A 20,830-nucleotide genomic window follows, 5' to 3' on the forward strand; every position below is an offset into this window, starting at 1 on the left:
TTGCGGAATTTGGGTTAAATAAAGGGTTAATATTATGGTTTAAAAAATTTGTTGATAATTTGTCATTTTCCGTCATTATGAGTGTGTGTTTTTTCCGAAGGATGCGAATGAATCTTAACATATTTGATATTAAAATTGTATACCTGATGAATTACCAAAAGGAGCATAAAAAGAAGCCAGCCAACAATAAAAAAAAGATCTTGAGAAGTAAGCCTGTGCTTACCTCTTCGAATAATTTTTCTTCTAAAACGTCGTTTAAATCCCATGTTCTAAATTAGAAGGTTATCTGATAATTAATCCCAAAAGTATTGCTATGACCATTCTTTTGATAAAGAGGGGCAAGCATAGAGACAGATTTTTTGTTTTTATTAGCTGATAAAAACATATTGATTTTCGGAAATAGCCAATAAGCTAATTCGGTTGAAAGTATTCCTACCCCAGCGCCCGCTACTACATCTGTTACCCAGTGTTTGTTATTAATAACTCTGTAAACACTTGTGAATATTGCAAATGGATATCCTGATAAACTGAGCCAATAATTACTGTCTCTATATTCTCTATACATAAACTGCGCTGTTGAAAAAGCAATTGCTGCATGCCCAGACGGAAAAGACATATTGTTGGATTTATCTGGGCGTTCTTCTCCAATTAAATTTTTTGAAGGTATTACGATTGCTGTCGATATTAGCTGCGATGTTGCAAGAATAATTGTTCTTTCTCTTAAATTATGCTTGCCTTTCAAACCTGAAATATTAAATCCATAAACCATCACGGCAGGTATGAATTGGGTATAATTATCCAATGTAGAATTATGAAGATTATGGTCTTTTACTTCTTTTCGTACTCCTGCATCAAATTCTTTCATTTTAGGAATAGCGAAACTCATCGCTCCTATGGATATTAAACTTGTAGGGGCTATAAGTCTCTTATAACTAAAATTATTTTCAGGTTTTTGGACAGCAATCGTATCCCCAATTTTTTCACTTACTGTTAAGCTATCCTGTGCTAAAGCCAAATTGCATACTAGCATAAAAAAAAGAACTGGAATCTTATTTATAATATTGATTATCATTGCATTAATTGAAAAATTAGAGTAAATAGTTTTGTTGAATATTTTCAATAAACAACCTGTTCTCGGTTTGAGAACTTTATTTTAATTGATATTTGTTGGAACTTTTCTTAAGTGATTAGTGAAATTAGAATGCTATGTTATTTTTATTTGAAATTCATTCGTTGGATGCGTACAGCATTTAGAATTGCAATCAATGCAACACCTACATCTGCAAAAACAGCTTCCCACATTGTTGCCAATCCTCCGGCTCCAAGAATTAAAACAATTGCTTTGACCACAAATGCTAAAATGATGTTCTGCCAGACAATTCTTTTAGTTTTTTTGCCAATGTTAATAGCCATTGGTATTTTTGAAGGTTTATCATCTTGAATCACGACATCAGCAGTCTCAATGGTCGCATCACTCCCTAAGCCGCCCATGGCAATACCGACATCACTTAAAGCAACCACTGGGGCATCATTAACACCGTCACCAACAAATGCAACGCTCTCATTTTTGGATTTTATTTCTTTCACCTTGTTCACTTTATCCTCAGGAAGAAGGTCACCGAAAGCGTTGTCAATTCCTATTTGTTCTGCGACATATTTTACAACGCTTGTTTTGTCACCACTAAGCATTGTTGCCTTTACATTTAAATTATGTAACAGTTCTAAAGTTTTTTTAGCATCGTCTTTAATACTATCAGCGATAGTTATGTAGCCTGCAAATTTTTTATCATAAGCAATTGCAATAACGGTGTAAACAATTTTTGAAGGATCAACATCATATTGAATATTGAACTTATCCATAAGCTTGAAATTCCCTACGAGTATATCCTTACCGTTGATTACAGCTTTAAGACCATGACCTGCAATTTCCTCAGAATTCTCAACATTAATTGATGTATCCAAATCGCCAACATATTCGTGGATAGCAGTTGCCACAGGATGGGTACTCTTGCTCTCTACAACATTAACCATCTTAAGGATTTCATTTTTATCAAATTCTGATTTAATATCGACTTCCTGAACTTTAAATACTCCTTCCGTCATAGTACCGGTTTTATCCATCACAACATTTTTTATTTCGGCAATCTTATCTAGAAAATTACTGCCTTTAAATAAAATTCCGTTTCGACTTGCTGCACCAATACCTCCAAAATACCCTAAAGGAATTGAAATGACTAAAGCACAAGGACAAGAAATTACCAGAAAGATCAAAGCTCTGTATAACCAATCTCTAAAAATATAATTATCGACAAAAAAATATGGAATAAGACATATCAGTACTGCTAACACAACAACAATCGGAGTATAAACTCTTGCAAATCTTCTTATAAACAGCTCCGTAGGTGCCTTCTGCGCAGTCGCATTTTGAACCAATTCTAAAATCTTACTGAGTTTACTGTCCTCATAAGCTGTATTGATTTTTACCAAAGCAACACTATTCATATTAATCATCCCTGCAAGAACAGTCTCTCCTTTATTTTTTGTATCAGGTTTACTTTCGCCGGTTAGTGCTGCCGTATTAAAAGATGCTGAATCTGAAATAAGCTCTCCATCCAAAGCAAGTTTTTCTCCAGGTTTTAACTGTATGGTTTGCCCTATCTCTGCATTGGAAGCTTTAATGGTTTTTGTTTCGTTATTTTCAATAATTGTCACCTCATCCGGTCTTTGATCAAGAAGAGCTTTAATATTACTTTTTGCTCTTGTTACTGCTAGTGTTTGAAAAACTTCCCCTACAGCATAAAATAACATAACAGCTACACCTTCAGGATATTCACCAATTATAAAAGCTCCTATAGTTGCGATACTCATCAAAAAGAATTCAGAGAAAACATCACCATCCTTAATGCTTTCAAAAGCTTCTTTTAAAACAGGAAGCCCGACAGGGGCATAAGCTGCTGCATACCAAACAATACGAATCCAATCTTTAAACCAGTCTGGTTTAAAATAATTATCTAACGCAATTCCCAACAGAAGCAATAACAATGAAACTATTGCGGGAAGGAACATCTGAAAAGTACTCTTATCACTATTGTCATGATCGTGGTTATGTCCATCGTCATCGGAATGATGCTGTACTTCTTTCTTTACATTTGTTGAACAACAGCCATTATCCTCAACAATGAGTTTTTTGGCTCCTGCATCCTTATAAATCTTGCCTTCCTGAGGCGTACAGCAAAGCTGGTTACCTTGCTCATCGTAAGTGTGTTGATGTTTCATAGAAGTATATTTTAAGTGATTTTTAATTTTTTATTTTAAATTTTTACTTTGCTCCTTCTTTGCAATCCAGTTTTTATACCATTTGAATTTATTCAGGCTTAATACAAAAAGGGTGAGAACAGTTGCTAAAAATGACAATAAAAACATATTTAAGGCAAGAGCCGCTCCAATAGCTGACGCTGCCCATAGTGCTGTAGATGTTGTTAATCCCTGCATATTGCTTGATTTATCTTTTAATGCTAATCCAGCACTTATAAATCCAAGTCCTGCCGGAATTGCTGCAAGCATTCTGGCTATCGCTGATTTATCATCTGTAAGATGAGAGGCAACCGCAACAAAAAGACAAGATGCCAAGCAAAGAATAGCAAACGTTCGTATACCGGCATCTTTATGAGCTGCTTCTCTTTCATAACCTATAATGCTGCCGAATAATATAGATAGCAGCAATTTGCCTGAAAGAATAAGTTCAAATTTTATATCCATGTTGTATCTAACATTACTTGATTATTTTTGTTTCAAACCTTGATTTTTATAGAGATAATATGCAGTTTGATAATTTGCGACAGCCTTGTTAATATACTGATCAGAAAAAATCTTTGGTATCTGTTGATTTTGCGTTTTATTATATAAATAAGCTTCCACTTTCTGCTGAGGGCTCAATATCACAAGTTTATCGTTTTCCATATATCCCAACTTTTGATAGGTACTTACAAAAATTCTAGGAATATAATTGTCGCTCAAAACATTCTTACCATAAAGGTTACTTCTGTAGTTCCATCCCATTAAATCAAATAAAGTTGGATAAAGATCAATTTGTGAACACATTTTTTCAATTTTTAAAGAGTTTTGGTTCGGAAGATTTATAATCATTGCTGGGATATGATATTTGGAAATATCAATTTCATTTTTACCTGCGCTACTTGCGCAGTGATCAGCTACAATCACAAATACTGTATTTTTAAACCACGGCTTACTTCTAGCTTTTTTAAAGAATTGTCCGATAGCATAATCTGTATATTTTATTGCACCTTCCCTACCCGAACCGGATGGTATATCAATTTTGCCATCAGGATATGTAAACGGACGGTGATTGGAAGTGGTCATCACAAAATCATAAAAAGATTTTCCTTGTTTATATTTCTGGTCTGCCTGTTTAATCACTTGATTGTATAAATCTTCGTCACAAATCCCCCATGCATTTTCAAACGTAATTTCTTTCTGGTTGATCGGCGTCCTCAATGCCTGATAGTTTTCTTTTGCCAAAGGATTTCTCTTCTTATCTATAATATCATATCCGTTATTTCCAAAATATTTATTCATATTATCAAAATATCCATCTCCTCCATAAATAAATGTGTTATCGTAACCTTGTGCACTAAAAATTGAGCCTATAGTTGTAAGATGATCATTATCTTCTCTTCTGACAATACTGTTGCCTGGCGTTGGTGGGACAGCTAACGACAAAGCCTCCATTCCACGCACTGTTCTGGTTCCTGTAGCATACATTTGTGAGAATAAAATGCCACCGCCGGCTAAAGAATCTAAATTTGGAGTAAGCCCTTGTTTATTCCCGAAAGTACCCATAAAGTCCGCGCTGAAACTTTCCATTGTTATCATTATAACATTTGGCTTTATAAGATTTTGTTTGCTGGATATTTTTCGTTCTATAGAAAGGTTATTTGAGAAAAATCTTTGATTATCGTTCAAATCAGTTCTAACTATTTTAAAAGCGCTTTCGTTATCAATTAGTTTGTAAAAATGATCGTAATTGATTTCATTGTTTTTATAGGCGGAGAAAAACGAATAAATTCCTGCCTTAGAAATTTCATTTTGATAACGATTGACACTTTTATCTGCTAAACTATTACTGATAAACAAAGAGTATATTATGGTAAGGCAGAAAAATCCTAAAAAAACAATTAGTCTAACCGAAAATTTATGTTGTCCGTTAAATGAAAAAAAGAATATTTTGCTTTTGTAAAACAAAATAAATATTAAGGTCATAAGCAGAAGTATCGATGATATCAAAACGGGTAAAGGGTAAGACTCATTTATGTTATTAATAACTTCGAAAGTATATACCAAATAATCTACAGCAATAAAATTAAATCGGCTCTCAAACTCCTGCCAAAATGTAACCTCGGCAAAAAATGAAAATAAATGTATAAGAAGAAAAATAATAAAAGTGCTGTAGGTAATAATTTTATTGAATAAAGACCTTATGTATTTCTGAGGAAAAATCAATAGATAAAAACTGTATGGTAGCAGAAAGAATAATCCAACTCCAAAGTCAAACAAAAATCCCAGAAGAAAAATTTTCATTATAGGTAACAGAGATAAATCAGCCTTTTGAAAACTGACTGCTAAAAATCCAAATCGGAGAAGTAAAGACGATACCAGATAAAATAAAAAAGAATAAACCAGTAATGTGTAATTGCCCCAATAGTTTTGTTTTAATTTCATATATCTAAATATTTGAAATGATTAATTGCGTAAAAAAATACGTAAGTATGTAATTCATCTTGAATAGACCCAGATTTTTATAATTCATAGTCTATTTGATGTTTTAGAAATTTTCCCATTTACTTATTTCATCTATTAATGCAAGATGGCACAACTGCTATTATAGATGAACCTCCCCCTCTTGGTGCCCTTCAGTTTCAATTTGGAATGTAGTATGGCTAATTTTAAATTCAGAGGTGGCTTTATCTGACAAATTTTTCAAAAGTTTATTGAGATCTTCCTGATGGTCGGCTACTACGTGGGAACTCATCGCATTAACGCCGGAAGTCAATGACCAAACGTGGAGATCATGAAGTTTAATAACTCCTTTTACAGATTCCAAAGAATTTCTAAGCTCTTCTATATTGACATCTTTTGGAGTTCCTTCTAATAAAACATTCACAGCTTCTTTCAAGAGCTTCCAGGTTCTCGGAAATATTAATAACCCTATCACAGCGGAAATAAGGGGATCAGCATAATACCATCCTGTCGTCAACATAATAACTCCGGCAATCATTACTCCTACTGAGGTAAGCGCGTCAGAAAGAACCTCAAAGTAGGCACCCTTCATATTTAGGCTTTCACCTGAATCTTTTCTAATAATCATGATTCCGATAATATTCACCAGCAAGCCTATTCCGGCAACGATCATCATAGCTGTGCTCTGTACTTCAGGGGGATTTTTGAACCTTTGCCATGCTTCAAACAATACATATACAGAAATTCCCAACAGAACTACCGCATTGATTACTGCCGCCAGAATTTCTGTTCGGTAATAGCCGAATGTTTTCTGTGCATCGGCTTTTCTTTCACCAATTTTGATTGCTATAAAAGCAAGGAATAATCCGACCACATCAGTAAGCATATGAGCTGCATCGGCAAGTAGCGCAAGACTTTTAGTAGCTAAACCGCCAATAACTTCGGCAATCATATAAGTGCCACTTAAACATAAGACAATTAAAAGATTTCTTTTATGTTTTGCAGAAGCCGAAATATTTTTATTCTGATCGTTCATAACACTAAGATTTGTATTAGATTAAGCCTACATTTCATAATAGCTTGTACTCACTTCTTTAACTGGTACATTCTTCTCTCCGATTATTTGCAAAAGATTGATTTCAATTGTTTTTGCTAATGATGTCATTGGAGTATCTACCGGTGTATTTTCAAAGGGGTCCTGCATTATGATTGCTGTTTTCTCAATAGCTATAAAAATCACAGGTACAATAATTGTCGTGGCAATCTCAACACCAAGTTGTGAGTCTTCCAGTCCAAATGGCAGAAGAAATGCAAAAACGTAAATCAATGTATGCAGCAAAATGCTGTAGGCACGAGGGAAAACAGTATTTTTTAAACGCTCACATTTTCCCATACTGTCACAAAACCTGATGACCATATCGTTCATCTGTACCAATTTGTATTCAGATAAATTCTCCTGTTCTGCCAATTTCCTAAGGTGATCAGAATGTTTATCTAAAAGGGCATTGGGAATATTTAAAGCATTGATGTTTTGCGATTCTAAGTATTCTCTTACTCTTATTGAAAAAGGTACTTTTCTTAAACTTTCTCCTAAAGCATTCAGCCAGATGATATGTCGTTCTGCAAACTCAGATGTATCGTTTTCTGAGTTAGGGAAAAATTGTTTTATTAATCTCATAAATGATCTTGAATCATTCACAATAGCGCCCCAAACGGTTCTTGCTTCCCACCATCTTTCATAAGATTGTGCAGTCCTGAATGCTAAAAGTAAAGAGACAGCAGTTCCTAAAAGTGCAGGAATACTCAATGGTATGGTAATTTTTTTCAAAAAATCAATGTCGTCTAAAAAGCCTATTAGAAAAGCAAAGCTGACAATCAAAACGATCTGAAATTTAATCTGTTTAACAAAATACCAAACCGAAATTCTTTTGTTTAAAAGCATAATTGAGGATTTTTTAATTATTGACTAAATTTATTTTGCAACATTGTTTTACGTTTTTTTATTACTTTTAAAATAATGTATAGAATCATAGTAAGAATACAGCCTACAATAAAAATCATATTATAATGCGTATGTCTTAGGATAATTTCTCCGGTAATTTCAAAAACAGTAAAAATCAGAAACATGGCAAAAAGTCCGTTTTTTTCTTTTAATAGAACTTTTTTTAAACTGAAGCTAAGATGAGTATTTCTGAAAAGGTATAAATTCGGTATAAAAACCGGTACTTTATCAGCCCACTTAGTATATTGCTCTCCAAATTTTCTTTCTAAAAATTGCTCTTCAGCAAAAACAATCCTTTCATAATAGACCCAATAAAAAAACACAAATGAAATTACAAACCACAGATTTTCAGTAAACATCGCAAGCCCAAGCCACATAAAAAAATTACCTAAGTACAATGGATTTCTGGTTGTACTGTAAATACCTGTAGTGTTTAATTCATCTGCAACCTGCCCTGCTTTTGTATTTCTTCCTGAAGTATTATGCGGAGTAAAACCAACAGTATACACTCTTATAATCAAACCTAAAATGCTTACAGCTAAACAAAGCATCTCAAAGAAAAGTGAACAATCATTATCGTTTTTCAGCAAAACATTTTGGATAAAAACTCCTAAGCCAAGCGCCAGAACGATAATCGGCAAAAAACTTCTGTATCTGAACAGCCAATTTCCCTGGGTTTCTAATTCTTGTTTTAAAGGCATAACTAATATTTTTAAAATCAAGTGAAATCAAGATAGGATTTCACTTGATTATTGATTAATTAATGTCCGTGGTCTCCTGCATTAGAAAGCTTAGCATTCACGAAGAATGCGCCTTTTACCACAATTTTTGCATCAGGTGCAATTGCACTCACAGGCGTAATCGCTGTGTAACCCATATCTGAAGTCCCTTTTACCACTTCAATTTTTTCAAAATTCATTTTCTTAGCCTGCTCCTTTGCATGGTTTCCTGCTTCGGTTTCATTTTTGTGACCGTGTTCCGCCTCTCCTTCATCATGCCCGTGACCATGATCGTCATCTCCTTTTTCTTCAGCGTGCTCTTCCACTTTTTTAGAAGTTTGTACAAATACATAGAATTTACCATCGGCTTCTACAATAGCTTCATTTGGAACGGCGGGAGTTTGTGAATTTCCAAGGCTTACATTTCCTGTAATATTCATTCCGTCAATCAAGCCAGCTTTGTTCCCGGTAACCATTGCATGAACTGAAATCGTTTTACTTTCATTTTCAAAAGATGATCCGATGCTGTACACTTTTGCATTAAAGGTTTCTTCCGGATTGTTGGTGAGCTTAAACTGCACAATCTGACCAACTTTCATTTTGGGAAGATCTCTTTCAAAGACTTGTAAATCCAAATGAATTGAGCTGTTATCGATGATCTCCAAAACCGGTGACGATACATCAACATAACTTCCTATCTGTGCATTAATCGTACTAACTGTTCCGCTGATTGGCGATGTAATGACCAAGCCTGATCTTAGGTTTCCATTGCTTACTTTCCCAGGACTGATTCCCATTAGCTGTAATTGTCTTTGTAACGATGATCTCTGGGTTCTTAAACTTTTTAGCTCCGCATCAGAACTTTGCAGATTCTTTTTTGCTCCGGCATCATTGTCAAAAAGCTCCTTTTGCCTTCTGAATTCCTGCTCTGCATAAGTTATTCTGCTGTTAATAGTCAGATATTGTTCCTGTAACTGAATGTAATCAGGGTTACTGATTGTAGCAATAACCTGTCCCTGTCTTACATAATCTCCTATCTGAACGGTTAATGTCTTAATGACACCTCCATACAGTGAAGTGACCGTTGCCTTTCTGTTATTGGGTACACGAAGAACACCATTTGCCTTAATAGTTGAGGCTAAATCTTTCATTTCTAAAGTTCCAAGACTGATTCCTACAGATTTCATCTGTTCTTCAGTCAGTTCCGCAATAGTTTGCGGAGCTTCTTCGTGACTTTCTTCTGCCTGTTCTGTTTTTGGTTTCTCTTCTCCTTCTGCCGGAGCATCTTTTTTTCCACAGCTGACCGCTAGAATAGAAATTAAGGCTAGAGATACAATGCTATATTTGATTTTCATTTGTCTATTTATTGATGATTGAATTAATGATAACTACAGATTCGTTGACCTGTTGAATAGATTCCAGGTATTTAAGCTGAATATTGGTGGAAGTCTGCAGTGCAAAAAGATATTCTACATAAGAAATTTCTCCTGTTTTATAACCTAATTGTCCTGCTTTGGCAATTTTCTCAGCATTTGGAATCGCTTGATTAACGTAGTAGTCATACTGATTAACATTTTGCTGATATTGATTAAATGCATTTTGCAATTGCGCTTCAAGCTGCTTTTGCTGGAATTTTGCATTTGATTCTGCCATTTGTCTCTGATATTCATAAGACTGGATTCTTGCTTTCGTAGCTCCAAATGTCAAAGGAATAGAAACACCAATTGTTGCCGAATGAAACCTGTTTCCTCCATTGAAATACTGATCCATCCCGTTGATGGTTTGAAATCCTATCAATGACTGATTAGTATATCCGATGGTAAAGTCAGGAAGTCCCAAAGATTTTTCAACTTTCTTATTTTTTTCCGCAATCTGCATTTCCTGATAAAAAGCTTTTACGGTAGGATGCTGTGCAATGGCACTGCTGTCTAAAACATATTGTGCTTGTAGCGGATGATAGTTCTGATCAAATGGAACTGAAATATCCTCTTCAATATTTAGCAATGTTTTTAAATTTTTATAGGCATTGGTAAGATAAACCTCATTCTGTTTAAGCAATAAGTTGATTTCCCCTCTCTGTGTTTCAGCTGTATTGATTTCAATTTTTTTAATATCTCCGGCTTTAAACCTAACCGTTGCAACTCTGATAAAGTCATTGTATAAACTATCCAGATTGCTAAGCTTGGATTTATTAAATTGTAAATACTCAATTTGATAATAATACGTTCGAACCTGTTTCGCTAATTCATTCATAGAAACTTCCCTGTTGATTTGCTTTCCTTTAATCTGTTCCGCAATCAACTCTTTTCTTGCTTTGAACAAAGTTGGAAATGGAATCGTTTGGGAGATCGAAAATGATTGGTCAAATTTCTTAGAGTTATACTGCCCCAATTGAGCATCCACATTCATTTTCGGGAGTTCTTTGGACGTTGGAATCAATGCCTGTGTAGCTTTAATATCCAGATCTCTCGATCGGATTGATTGATTATTCTCAATAGCAGTACGTGTAGCTTCTTCGACTGTTATGGTTCTTCCCTGTTGTGCACTAAAAGTCTGTCCTAAAAATAAAAATCCTAAAACCACAATGGCGGTTACCGATTTGTTATTGATCTTTTTTAAATTAATCTTGGTATTAAAAATAATATACAACATTGGTAAGACAAATAATGTTAAGAAAGTCGCCGTAACCAAACCTCCGATAACAACTGTCGCCAAAGGTTTTTGCACTTCAGCTCCTGCACCTGTAGAAATAGCCATCGGTAAAAATCCTAATGAAGCTACTGTTGCAGTCATTAAAACAGGTCTTAATCTTGTTTTTGTACCTTCCATTACTCTTTTCAGAATATTGGTCTCGCCTTCCTTTTCCAATTGATTAAATGTTCCAATCAATACAATTCCATTCAAAACGGCAACACCAAATAAAGCAATAAAGCCAATTCCGGCACTGATACTGAATGGCATATCTCTCAATAATAATGCGAATACACCACCAATCGCACTCATAGGAATAGCCGTAAAAATTAAAGTGGCTTGCTTAAATGAATTAAATGTAAAATAAAGCAGCATAAAGATTAAGAATAGCGATACTGGAACTGCAATCATTAATCTCTTACTTGCTGCCTGAAGATTCTCAAATTGACCTCCATAGGTAAAATAATATCCTGCAGGAAGTTTTACTTCTTTATCGAGCTTTGATTGTATGTCCTTAACTACACTTTCAACATCACGGTCTTTCACATTGAAACCTATTACAATCCTTCTTTTTCCCGCTTCGCGGCTGATTTGGGCAGGCCCTAATTTGTAACTAATATTAGCAACCTGGGCGAGTGGAATTTGCGTTCCAGAGGCAGTAGAAATCATTAGATTACTAACATCGTCAATACTTGTTCTGTGTAAACTGTCTAATCTTACAACCAGATCGAACCTCCTTTCATTTTCAAAAACCTGACCTGCTGATTTACCTGCAAAAGCTGTACTTACTGCATTATTAACGTCTTCAATGTTTAATCCGTAATTGGCCATTCTGGTTCTGTCATACTCTACGTTAATCTGAGGGAGTCCGCTTACACGCTCAATTTGGGGAGATGTAGAACCTTTAACAGACTGTATTACCTTAGCAGTCTTATCAGCATAAATTGCCAGAGAATCTAAGTTTTCACCAAAAATTTTAACTGCAACATCTTGTCTAATACCTGTCATTAACTCATTGAAACGCATTTGGATAGGTTGGTTCTTTTCAAAGAAAACTCCAGGAATCACTTCTAATTTCTCTGAGATTTCATCAGCGAGTTCGTCATACGTTTTCTTTGTTTTCCATTCTTTCTGAGGTTTCAAGATAACCATCATATCAGTAGCTTCCGGTGGCATTGGGTCGGTAGGTACTTCAGCAGCGCCAGTTTTACCAACAACCATTTTTACCTCATCAAACTGTTTTATAATTCTTGAAGCCTGCATTGAAGTTTCAATACTTTGATTTAAGGAACTTCCTTGTGGAAGGATACAGTGGAATGCAAAATCGCCTTCCTGCAACTGAGGTATAAATTCACCACCCATTCTCCCAAAAACAAATATTGCTACAGCAAAGAGAGCTACGGTTCCTCCAACCAGCCAATATTTTATTTTTAATGCTTTTTCCAATAAAGGCTGATAAACTTTCTGAATTCTGTTCATCATTTTATCAGAGAAATTTTCTTTGTGGCTCATCTTTTTTGATAAGAATAAAGCACTCATCATCGGAATATAAGTCAATGATAAAATCAGAGCGCCCAAAATAGCAAATCCCACAGTTTTAGCCATAGGCGTAAACATTTTACCTTCTACTCCCACCAATGTTAAAATCGGAATGTATACAATTAGAATAATGATTTCTCCAAATGCTGCACTACTTCTGATTTTGGATGCAGAAAGAAAAACTTCTTCATCCATTTCTGCTTGGGTAAGCATTTTTTTTGATTTATTCAAGCCTAAATGATGTAAGGTAGCTTCCACAATAATAACTGCCCCATCAACAATAAGCCCGAAATCAATCGCTCCTAAACTCATCAGGTTAGCACTCACACCAAACACATTCATCATTCCTAATGCAAACAGTAATGATAATGGAATAGCTGATGCTACAATTAAACCTGCTCTTAAATTACCCAAGAAGATAACAAGTACGAAGATGACAATGAGTGCACCTTCAATTAGGTTTTTTTCTACTGTGTCGATTGCTCTTCCAACCAGGTCGGTTCTATCTAAATAAGGTTCAATTACAACGTCTGCAGGAAGAGATTTTTGTATAACTGGTATCTTTTCTTTAATTCTGTTCACCACTTCATTACTGTTGGCTCCCTTTAGCATCATAACAACACCTCCCACAGCATCGACCTGACCATTAAAAGTCATTGCACCATATCTCACAGCACTTCCCAGACGCACTTCAGCAACATCTTTTATGAAGATTGGAACACTGCCCGTATTATTTTTAACTACAATGTTCCCTGCGTCTTCTAAAGATGTTACCAAACCGATTCCACGGATAAAATATGCATTTGGCTTTTTATCAATATAAGCACCTCCTGTATTCTGATTATTTTTTTCGAGAGCGGTAAAAATATCAGATATACTTACGCCCATCGCTCTTAATCTGTCTGGATTTACAGCGACCTCGTATTGTTTTAACTGACCGCCAAAACTGTTGATCTCTGCAACTCCAGGTGTTCCATTAAGCTGTCTTCGCACAATCCAGTCCTGCATTGTTCGCAGTTCTTTAGCATCATACTTTTTCTCACTGCCTTTTTTGGGATGCAGGATATATTGATAAACTTCTCCAAGTCCAGTACTAACAGGGGCAAGTTCAGGAGTTCCAACACCTTGGGGAATTTCTTCTTCTGCTTGTTTTAATTTTTCAGTAACCAGTTGGCGAGCAAAATAAATATCTACCTCTTCTTTAAAAACAACTGTAATCACTGATAGACCGAATCTAGAAATACTCCTAGTTTCCTCAATATCTGGTACATTTGCGATACTTTGTTCAATTGGGAAGGTAACAAGTTGTTCTACTTCCTGTCCAGCAAGTGTGGGACATACTGTGATGATCTGCACCTGATTATTGGTAATATCCGGTGTAGCATCAATTGGCAGTTTGGTTGCGCTCCAAACTCCCCAAATAATCAATAACAAGGTCATGATACCAATGACAATCTTGTTCTTGATACTAAATCTTATGATTTTATCTAACATTGAATTTAATTTTTATTGGATTGCCCAAAGTTAAAATCAGTATAAAACTGAATTTAAAAGATGATGCAAAGATGAATAGGATTACAGTGCAATGATATTGCAAAGTTTCCAAGACAATTTAGATGAAAGGGAATCCTTCCATCATATCAATAAAAATTATATTTTAGGCGGTTGCCAGATTTGGTCGTACACCAAATAAGCGAAGTCGTTTTTCTGAAAATGGATTTTCTTAGAAAAAAACGCAGTAGCGATTCTTGAAAAAACTAGAATTGGTTCGATTTTATAAAATGCCACCGTGGTTCTGCAACAGTTGCAAGAACAAAATGGAGAACAAGAATCTGCCTTCGAATGTGAATCTTCTTGTGTCTTTGAACTTAAAGAATAATTGAAATCTTGCTTAAAAGACTGAGCATTTGCACTATCTAGACATGGCATTATGGATAACGCCACAAAATAGATGATGAAAAGTAGTCTTACAAATTTCATAATGCAAATGTATAAAATATAATTACCAAAAAAATATTTTATCCTAAAATTTTAAGGAAATTATACATTTGATTATGCCGAATCAAAAAAATAAAATACCTACAATACATCTAAGTCATTTATAATTATAGAAAAAAACTGATGCTTTTAGATAAAATTAGATATGTACATTTAAATAATATTGCCACCATAATTTAATTTTAACTCAATTTTTCAGTAAACTAATTTTCATTTTTTTCAAAACAAAATTATATATCCTTGCGAATGATTTTCTGACTGCTATCTTGTAACGACATCATCTTTTTCTTTATTGCAGTTTATTAGTTCATATTCATTGTTAATTAGAACTAAAGCTCTCTCAACGTCCAGGACAATTTTTCGCCCCTCCTGAGTGATCGCATCTTTAATTTTACCGCTCTTTTTTAATCTCATAGCAGATGAAATACTGCAATTAAATAACTTGGCTATACCTTTAAGACCATACACATACTTTTCATCAATTATTTTATTTTGCTGCAAGGATCTCTTTGTACGATTTGTTATATAAATATTTTCATATTTAAATAAACTTACTAATTCCTCCCCGGTCATTTGCCAAATAAGCTTTTGCTTTAGTTTATTAATTTCGTTAGACATCGATCGCATTTTTATTAGTTATGTTGTCTTCTGCGATTTTTCTTAAAATCCGCTTCACATTCCTCGGTAATTTCCTGCAAGGTCTTTTTCTTGCCTTTAGAAATCCAGTTCAGTATTTCTTCTTCAAAAAAATATAGTTTCTTACCGTTTTTGTAGCATGGGATTTTTCTTTCTCTAACAAGAGTGTAAATGGTTGGTTTCGCTTTACCGATTAAGGATGCTACTTCATCTATTCCGATTGGAATTTTTTTGAGAGGTATAACAACATCTTCTTTTGATACCAGATGCTTTATCTCAGCAAGTTCACGAATTAAGAAGGCGACTGCTTGTGGTAAATTTTCAAATGAAATATTTTGCAAATCCATAATACTTGATTTTAATTATTATGGTGCAAATGAAAAAAGTGTTTTCGCTGTGTTTGAAAAACACGACGAAAACACTTAAAACACTGTGTTTTTGTAATCGATATTAAGCAATAAGTTTTTACCTACTGTTGAAACTTAATTTTTATAGCTCATTCTAAACGTATTAATCAATTAAAATTTATTTACTAAGATTATTTTAAAAGATTAATTTTCAAATGGTAAAAATGCAGATCTCATACGCTCTTGTTCAGATCTGGGTATTCCAATCTCGCTAGCAATACTTTCCCATCCTCTTACAACCGAAATGACTTTTTCAATGATTTCATCCATTTCATTTTCGTTCAGTCTAAATTGAGCGCCCACTTCCTTAGCAAGTTCAAGATCCAAAGCATTATTATCTGTATCAATATTTAGAGCAAGTCCTTCTTTATCCACAGACGGATTAATGTCATAGGCTGGTGAAAGTATCCATCCTTTTGGGGTTAAAATAAATCCGTGATTTCTAAGGTGATCATCTGTGTTTGATATACAAATACTAAACACGATTCTTCTCCATAATTCCTTCAAATTATTGTTAACATCAATACCGTAGTTCGTAATAAAATCAACGATATCAAGGTAACTTGCAGTTGAATCTCTTAATTTTTCTTCATTGTTTCCTGTCATAGTCATAGCTGACGAAAAATGAATTCTTCCGGAGTTTGTTCTATCAAATCTTTTGGTGAAAAATGTATGATAGCTGTTACTTAATTTTTGAATCTTTGTTTCTGACATATTAATTCCGGCATCAGTAGCTAATCGGTATGCCAGATATTCCCACGCTGCCTTATCAATTGTATCATTTTTTGAAGGAAATTTAGCAATCCATAAATTTTTTTCCTGATCCATAACATTAGCTTTCGGTCTTGCACCCCCTAATGAAGATCCTGGAACTACAAGCAGTGCTAATAACCTTTTCATTTTAGGCTCATCTTCATTTTCAAAACTTTTCACGGCTGCCTCCAACTCTCTTAATGATGACCAGGGTGGTGTAGGGTTATTCTCATCATCATCTAAAAAATTTCCATCTATTGAAGTCTTAAATCGCAGAGCACCCATCCTTGTTTGGTCATACACTCCTAATAAATAATCCAGATCATAAAGTTTCTTTTCTTTCTCTCCAGTTTCTTTGGCTACCTGAATAGATTTTCTTTTCATTAGTGTTCTTCCCCAAGTATCAGGCATACTATCCATAAAAACACCAAAATTTTCTTTATTGGTTGGATATTGTGGACCTCCAAACAACTGAAGATCAGGATCTATTAAATTTTGACCCGCACTTTTAATCCACTCTTTATCATATTCAAAACTAAAGGACTTTTTTCCTTTACCCTGATGAGCTGACAAAATCCCCATTAAATGAGGACCTTGAAGGTCAATCCAATCTGCATATACAAATATGTCAACTTTAGTAGATTTCATTTAATTATATTATTTCAGTAATTCTAAATCTTGCAATTTTCTTCCAAATTCATCATCAGATCCAAGCTTTAAAATATCATCGCTAAGACCCAATACTCTCAAAACATTAAAATATGATCCCATTGCCACACTTGGATCACCTTTTTCAATAAGATGTAGTGTTGAACGTACAATTCCGGCTCTCTCTGAAACCTGCTCTGTAGTTAATTTTCTTCTTTTTCGAGCAAGTTTAATATTCTCTCCCATTTGTTCCAGCAGAGCCAAATACTTGGGTAAAATTATTTGTTTCTTTTTCATAATGTCCGTTATTTCATACAAAATTACACATTTTGTATGAAATAACGGACATTTTAAATAAAAATCTCCTCCATTTGACTTTTCAAATAAAAAAGACTAACTTTGTATTATTTCTTATGTATACATAAGTAAATAATACTACGTACTAATGAATTTTGAAAAGATTGTTGATGCTTATATTGCTGGTAGTCCTCACAGAAAGGCTTTAAATAAAAAGGAATTTGATTATTTGGTACAGGAAATTTCGAGTTTTCGCAAATTCAAAAAATTAAGTAAAGAAATTAGCGAATACATACTTCAAAAACATTACACCTTAGAACAAGATTTATATATTTTCAATGACTCCAATCCTGAAGTTGTTGACTTGGTTTATGCGTATAACAAATATACACACTTTAGCCACCATTCAGCACTAATAATGCATCAAATAAGTACTATTGAAAACAACGCCATCTATTTATCAGAAGAGATCGATAGCATTTCCAGTCCTAAAAACACCTTAACTCAAGGAAATATAGATTTAGCTTTTAGTAAACCTCAGAGAGTCACAAAAAATATAAAGCAATTCAGAGACAAAACATTTTACTTTCTTAAAAATCAAAGCAGTACTACAATGGAAACCTTCATTAATGGAGTAAAAGTTTCAAATCTTGAAAAGACACTTATAGACTGTACTGTAAGACCACTATATTCCGGTGGAACAAAAAATATCCTTAATGCATTTGCTATGGTAAAGCAATTAATTGACGCAGATAAATTACATCATCATTATAAAAAATTATCATTTGTATATCCTTATCACCAAGCTATTGGATTCTACTTGGATAATGCAGGTTATAAAGAAGAGTTTTACAGTAAATTTCTGGCAATGAATAGTGATTATGATTTTTACTTAGACTATCAGTTAACTTCACCTCAGTACAATCCGAAGTGGCGAATCCATTACAATGAAGACATTATCCAATAAAAAAATTACTTATAATTTATCTTTATCTTTTCAAGGAAATTTCTGCACACTTCAAAGAGTTGAAAGATATTGTTTGCTTGGATAATACTATGTCTTTGCTGAAAAAGAGTTTCTCTAAATGATTCTGCATCAAAGACTGCATCAGATGGATCTTTTGTCAGGGCTAAATTAACGCTGATACCAGTTGTCAAATCGTTGTTCAAAATACTTCTGATATCAACAAGGGGCTTTAGATAAAAATTTAATTCTCCAATACGCCCCTGACTTTTTGAAAAAGGGAGATCGTGATTTTTGCCGCGTACATCCATATACTCTGTTAGACGAATCCTCATTAATTCTTTCTGCCTCTGAATATCAGTATAAGATATAAGTTCTTTCTTTATCGGGTCAATTTCACTTTCGATCCGTAAGATTTCGTTTTTGGTCACTTCTATATCAAAAAGAGGATTATCTAATTTATCCTGTTCTATAGATAGCGAATTTAATTTACCTTCAATTTGTTGCAGTAAAAAAGGAATATTCTCTACATTCTTCATTTTATGTAAAATCTATTTATGATAAAATTTCTTCTAAAAAAATTTAACTATTAATAATGTATTATAATTTTTTGAAATATTCCCGACATTTAAGTTCGTAAATGGATAGCTTCAGAAATATTAGTAAATGCTCAATAATCGCTACGACTATGCAAGGAGTTAAGATATTTATTATACTAAAATTTTAAATCTCTTTTTATTTTAATGATACCTTTTTCATCATCATCTTTTAAATGACTTTTAATTGAGTCCGTTTCAACATCTTTTAGTGAATGTTGAAAAACTTCTTTTAAAAACAATGCTACTTCATATTGATTTCGCCTATCAAAGTGCTTCCAAATGTTCCAGCCAAAATGATACAAATCCATATTAGATAATTTGTGAACCCTTACAGGGCTAAAATTTTCTATTTTTTCTTTCTTAGCATACTTTGTAATGTAGCTGCATAGGTTTTCTAAATCATTAACAGATGTGTATAGCGCAAATTGCTCCTTTGTATATCTTAATGCAATCTCAAGCTTATTATCGAACTTTACAACTTCTTTAAATTTTAAATCTTCTTTAATATCAGCAATAGTAACAGGTCCAGAAAAGAATTCATTAACCAAAACTAGATTTTTTCTTTTAGTAATAATTCTGCTTATAATTTCATAGATAGTATGCAAAAACAATGTTAGACCTGAATAAATAACAACACCTACGAAAATCACGACTATAAAAAAGATATTTGCCGTAAATTCATCGGACCCTTTATCGATAAAATATGTTCTGACTTGAGTTCCTAAAAGGATACATACCACTATAATGGGTAAATACATACATATTAATTCAAAATTTTTGACTTTCATATTTATTAGTTTGCTTGTATAATTTCTTGGTTTTCTTCTAAAATATTTTCATCCAGCTTAATAGCTCCAGCTGCTCTATTTTTCAGTTCATCAACTACTTTAGCATAAACTTGAGTTGTTGTAACTTTACTGTGTCCAAGCATTTTACTAACTGTATAAATGTCTGTTCCTAAAGAAAGCTGCAATGTTGCAAAAGTATGTCTGAAGCAATGAAAAGTTATATGCTTTGTTATTCCAGCTGATTTGACCCATTTTTCGAGAGGTCTCGAAATCCAAGAGCTATCTTGTAAATTTTCAAATACTAGCTGTTCGGGAAGTCTCGGAGTTCCGCATAAATGAATTGCTTGTTCAGAAATCGGTGTATACTCGACTCCTTTTGTTTTCTTTTGTCTAAATTGAATTTTGATTCTATTTGACTGAACATCAATTTCTTTCCACTTAAGCCTTTTAATATCACAATGTCTTAACCCTGTCAGTGCAGAAAATAAAGATGCTCTTTTCAATTCATCATTTTCACAAGGAGTATTTACTAAAAGATTAAGTTCCTCCAAAGAGAGATGTTCACGGAAAGATTCTTGCTCTCCAATACCTTTAATCTTTGCTGATAAGTCAATTATAAAATAACCATCAATAAAAGCTTGGGAAACTATTGCCTTAAAAATAGAAAAGTACGTTGCAGCACTATTATTTGAAAGAATTCCTTTCTTTTTTCCGCGATAGGGCGCCGATAAAAGATAAAGCTTAAAATCATCAGCAAAACTCAAATCAATTTTTGAAAATCTTAAATCATCTCCGGAAAACTCTATAATAAATTCAATTAAACACCTCCAGTTAGTTCTAATTGAATCAGAACTATTATTTGAGCCGTGTCTTTTCTTTAGCAACCTATTACAGTAATCTATAAATTTTTGTTTTTGTTTTTCTTGCAATTCGGCCTTAATAGCATCGCTATCACTATACAAGTCGACATTATCATATTCTTTTTGGCGTAGTTTACGAATTCCATCAGCATATAATAGCTAAGTTTTCGTT

18 protein-coding genes are annotated in these 20,830 nt (G+C 33.7%); 1 reads left to right on the plus strand and 17 read right to left on the minus strand.

What is annotated here, in order from left to right; all coding sequences use genetic code 11:
- Nucleotides 1-274: 274 nt before the first annotated feature.
- From EGH73_RS08315 to EGH73_RS08380, 14 genes are all read right to left on the minus strand, one after another.
- Nucleotides 275-1,015, minus strand: a complete 741-nt coding sequence (locus tag EGH73_RS08315; protein WP_245985476.1) for a phosphatase PAP2 family protein — start codon at nt 1,013-1,015, stop codon at nt 275-277.
- Nucleotides 1,016-1,215: 200 nt separating this feature from the next.
- On the minus strand, nt 1,216-3,276 hold the full coding sequence (locus EGH73_RS08320; RefSeq protein WP_002977380.1) for a heavy metal translocating P-type ATPase: 2,061 nt from the start codon (nt 3,274-3,276) through the stop codon (nt 1,216-1,218).
- A 30-nt stretch (nt 3,277-3,306) separates the two neighbouring features.
- On the minus strand, nt 3,307-3,759 hold the full coding sequence (locus EGH73_RS08325) for an MgtC/SapB family protein (RefSeq protein WP_002977378.1): 453 nt from the start codon (nt 3,757-3,759) through the stop codon (nt 3,307-3,309).
- A gap of 21 nt (nt 3,760-3,780) precedes the next feature.
- Nucleotides 3,781-5,739, minus strand: coding sequence for an LTA synthase family protein (locus EGH73_RS14350; protein WP_123281445.1), 1,959 nt, complete (start codon nt 5,737-5,739; stop codon nt 3,781-3,783).
- A 160-nt stretch (nt 5,740-5,899) separates the two neighbouring features.
- Nucleotides 5,900-6,793, minus strand: a complete 894-nt coding sequence (locus EGH73_RS08335) for a cation diffusion facilitator family transporter (protein ID WP_002977374.1) — start codon at nt 6,791-6,793, stop codon at nt 5,900-5,902.
- A gap of 27 nt (nt 6,794-6,820) precedes the next feature.
- The gene (locus tag EGH73_RS08340; protein ID WP_123281446.1) at nt 6,821-7,699 is read right to left on the minus strand and encodes a bestrophin family protein; all 879 of its coding nucleotides are present in this window, start codon (nt 7,697-7,699) and stop codon (nt 6,821-6,823) included.
- A 17-nt stretch (nt 7,700-7,716) separates the two neighbouring features.
- Nucleotides 7,717-8,460, minus strand: a complete 744-nt coding sequence (locus tag EGH73_RS08345; protein ID WP_002977370.1) for a methyltransferase family protein — start codon at nt 8,458-8,460, stop codon at nt 7,717-7,719.
- Nucleotides 8,461-8,519: 59 nt separating this feature from the next.
- Complete coding sequence (locus tag EGH73_RS08350; protein ID WP_123281447.1) at nt 8,520-9,833, minus strand: efflux RND transporter periplasmic adaptor subunit; 1,314 nt, start codon at nt 9,831-9,833, stop codon at nt 8,520-8,522.
- 4 nt (nt 9,834-9,837) lie between these two features.
- The gene (locus EGH73_RS08355) at nt 9,838-14,202 is read right to left on the minus strand and encodes a CusA/CzcA family heavy metal efflux RND transporter (RefSeq protein WP_123281448.1); all 4,365 of its coding nucleotides are present in this window, start codon (nt 14,200-14,202) and stop codon (nt 9,838-9,840) included.
- Between the two features lie 156 nt (nt 14,203-14,358).
- Nucleotides 14,359-14,688: a DUF6660 family protein gene (locus EGH73_RS08360; RefSeq protein WP_245985477.1), complete on the minus strand. Its 330-nt coding sequence runs from the start codon at nt 14,686-14,688 to the stop codon at nt 14,359-14,361.
- A gap of 279 nt (nt 14,689-14,967) precedes the next feature.
- Complete coding sequence (locus tag EGH73_RS08365) at nt 14,968-15,324, minus strand: DUF3853 family protein (RefSeq protein WP_002977252.1); 357 nt, start codon at nt 15,322-15,324, stop codon at nt 14,968-14,970.
- A 14-nt stretch (nt 15,325-15,338) separates the two neighbouring features.
- Nucleotides 15,339-15,689 (minus strand): helix-turn-helix domain-containing protein, encoded by a 351-nt coding sequence (locus EGH73_RS08370; RefSeq protein ID WP_002977250.1) that lies wholly within the window; start codon nt 15,687-15,689, stop codon nt 15,339-15,341.
- A gap of 204 nt (nt 15,690-15,893) precedes the next feature.
- Nucleotides 15,894-17,150: a type II toxin-antitoxin system HipA family toxin gene (locus EGH73_RS08375; protein ID WP_002977248.1), complete on the minus strand. Its 1,257-nt coding sequence runs from the start codon at nt 17,148-17,150 to the stop codon at nt 15,894-15,896.
- Between the two features lie 9 nt (nt 17,151-17,159).
- Nucleotides 17,160-17,447: a helix-turn-helix domain-containing protein gene (locus EGH73_RS08380; RefSeq protein ID WP_002977244.1), complete on the minus strand. Its 288-nt coding sequence runs from the start codon at nt 17,445-17,447 to the stop codon at nt 17,160-17,162.
- Between the two features lie 148 nt (nt 17,448-17,595).
- On the opposite strand from EGH73_RS08380, the gene EGH73_RS08385 reads away from it, so the two are divergent.
- Complete coding sequence (locus EGH73_RS08385) at nt 17,596-18,414, plus strand: hypothetical protein (RefSeq protein ID WP_002977242.1); 819 nt, start codon at nt 17,596-17,598, stop codon at nt 18,412-18,414.
- 5 nt (nt 18,415-18,419) lie between these two features.
- Here the strand turns inward: EGH73_RS08385 and EGH73_RS08390 are convergent, their stop codons facing one another.
- The 3 genes from EGH73_RS08390 to EGH73_RS08400 form a co-directional block, all read right to left on the minus strand.
- A complete protein-coding gene (locus tag EGH73_RS08390; protein ID WP_123281449.1) occupies nt 18,420-18,950 on the minus strand; it encodes a hypothetical protein in 531 nt (176 codons plus the stop codon).
- Between the two features lie 176 nt (nt 18,951-19,126).
- A complete protein-coding gene (locus EGH73_RS08395) occupies nt 19,127-19,798 on the minus strand; it encodes a hypothetical protein (RefSeq protein ID WP_002977238.1) in 672 nt (223 codons plus the stop codon).
- A gap of 5 nt (nt 19,799-19,803) precedes the next feature.
- Nucleotides 19,804-20,727 carry a tyrosine-type recombinase/integrase gene (locus EGH73_RS08400; protein WP_245985479.1) on the minus strand — a complete coding sequence of 308 codons (924 nt, stop codon included), beginning with the start codon at nt 20,725-20,727 and terminating at the stop codon, nt 19,804-19,806.
- Nucleotides 20,728-20,830: the final 103 nt, after the last annotated feature.

This window comes from Epilithonimonas hominis (assembly GCF_003730015.1).
In the GTDB taxonomy this organism is placed as follows: domain Bacteria; phylum Bacteroidota; class Bacteroidia; order Flavobacteriales; family Weeksellaceae; genus Epilithonimonas; species Epilithonimonas hominis.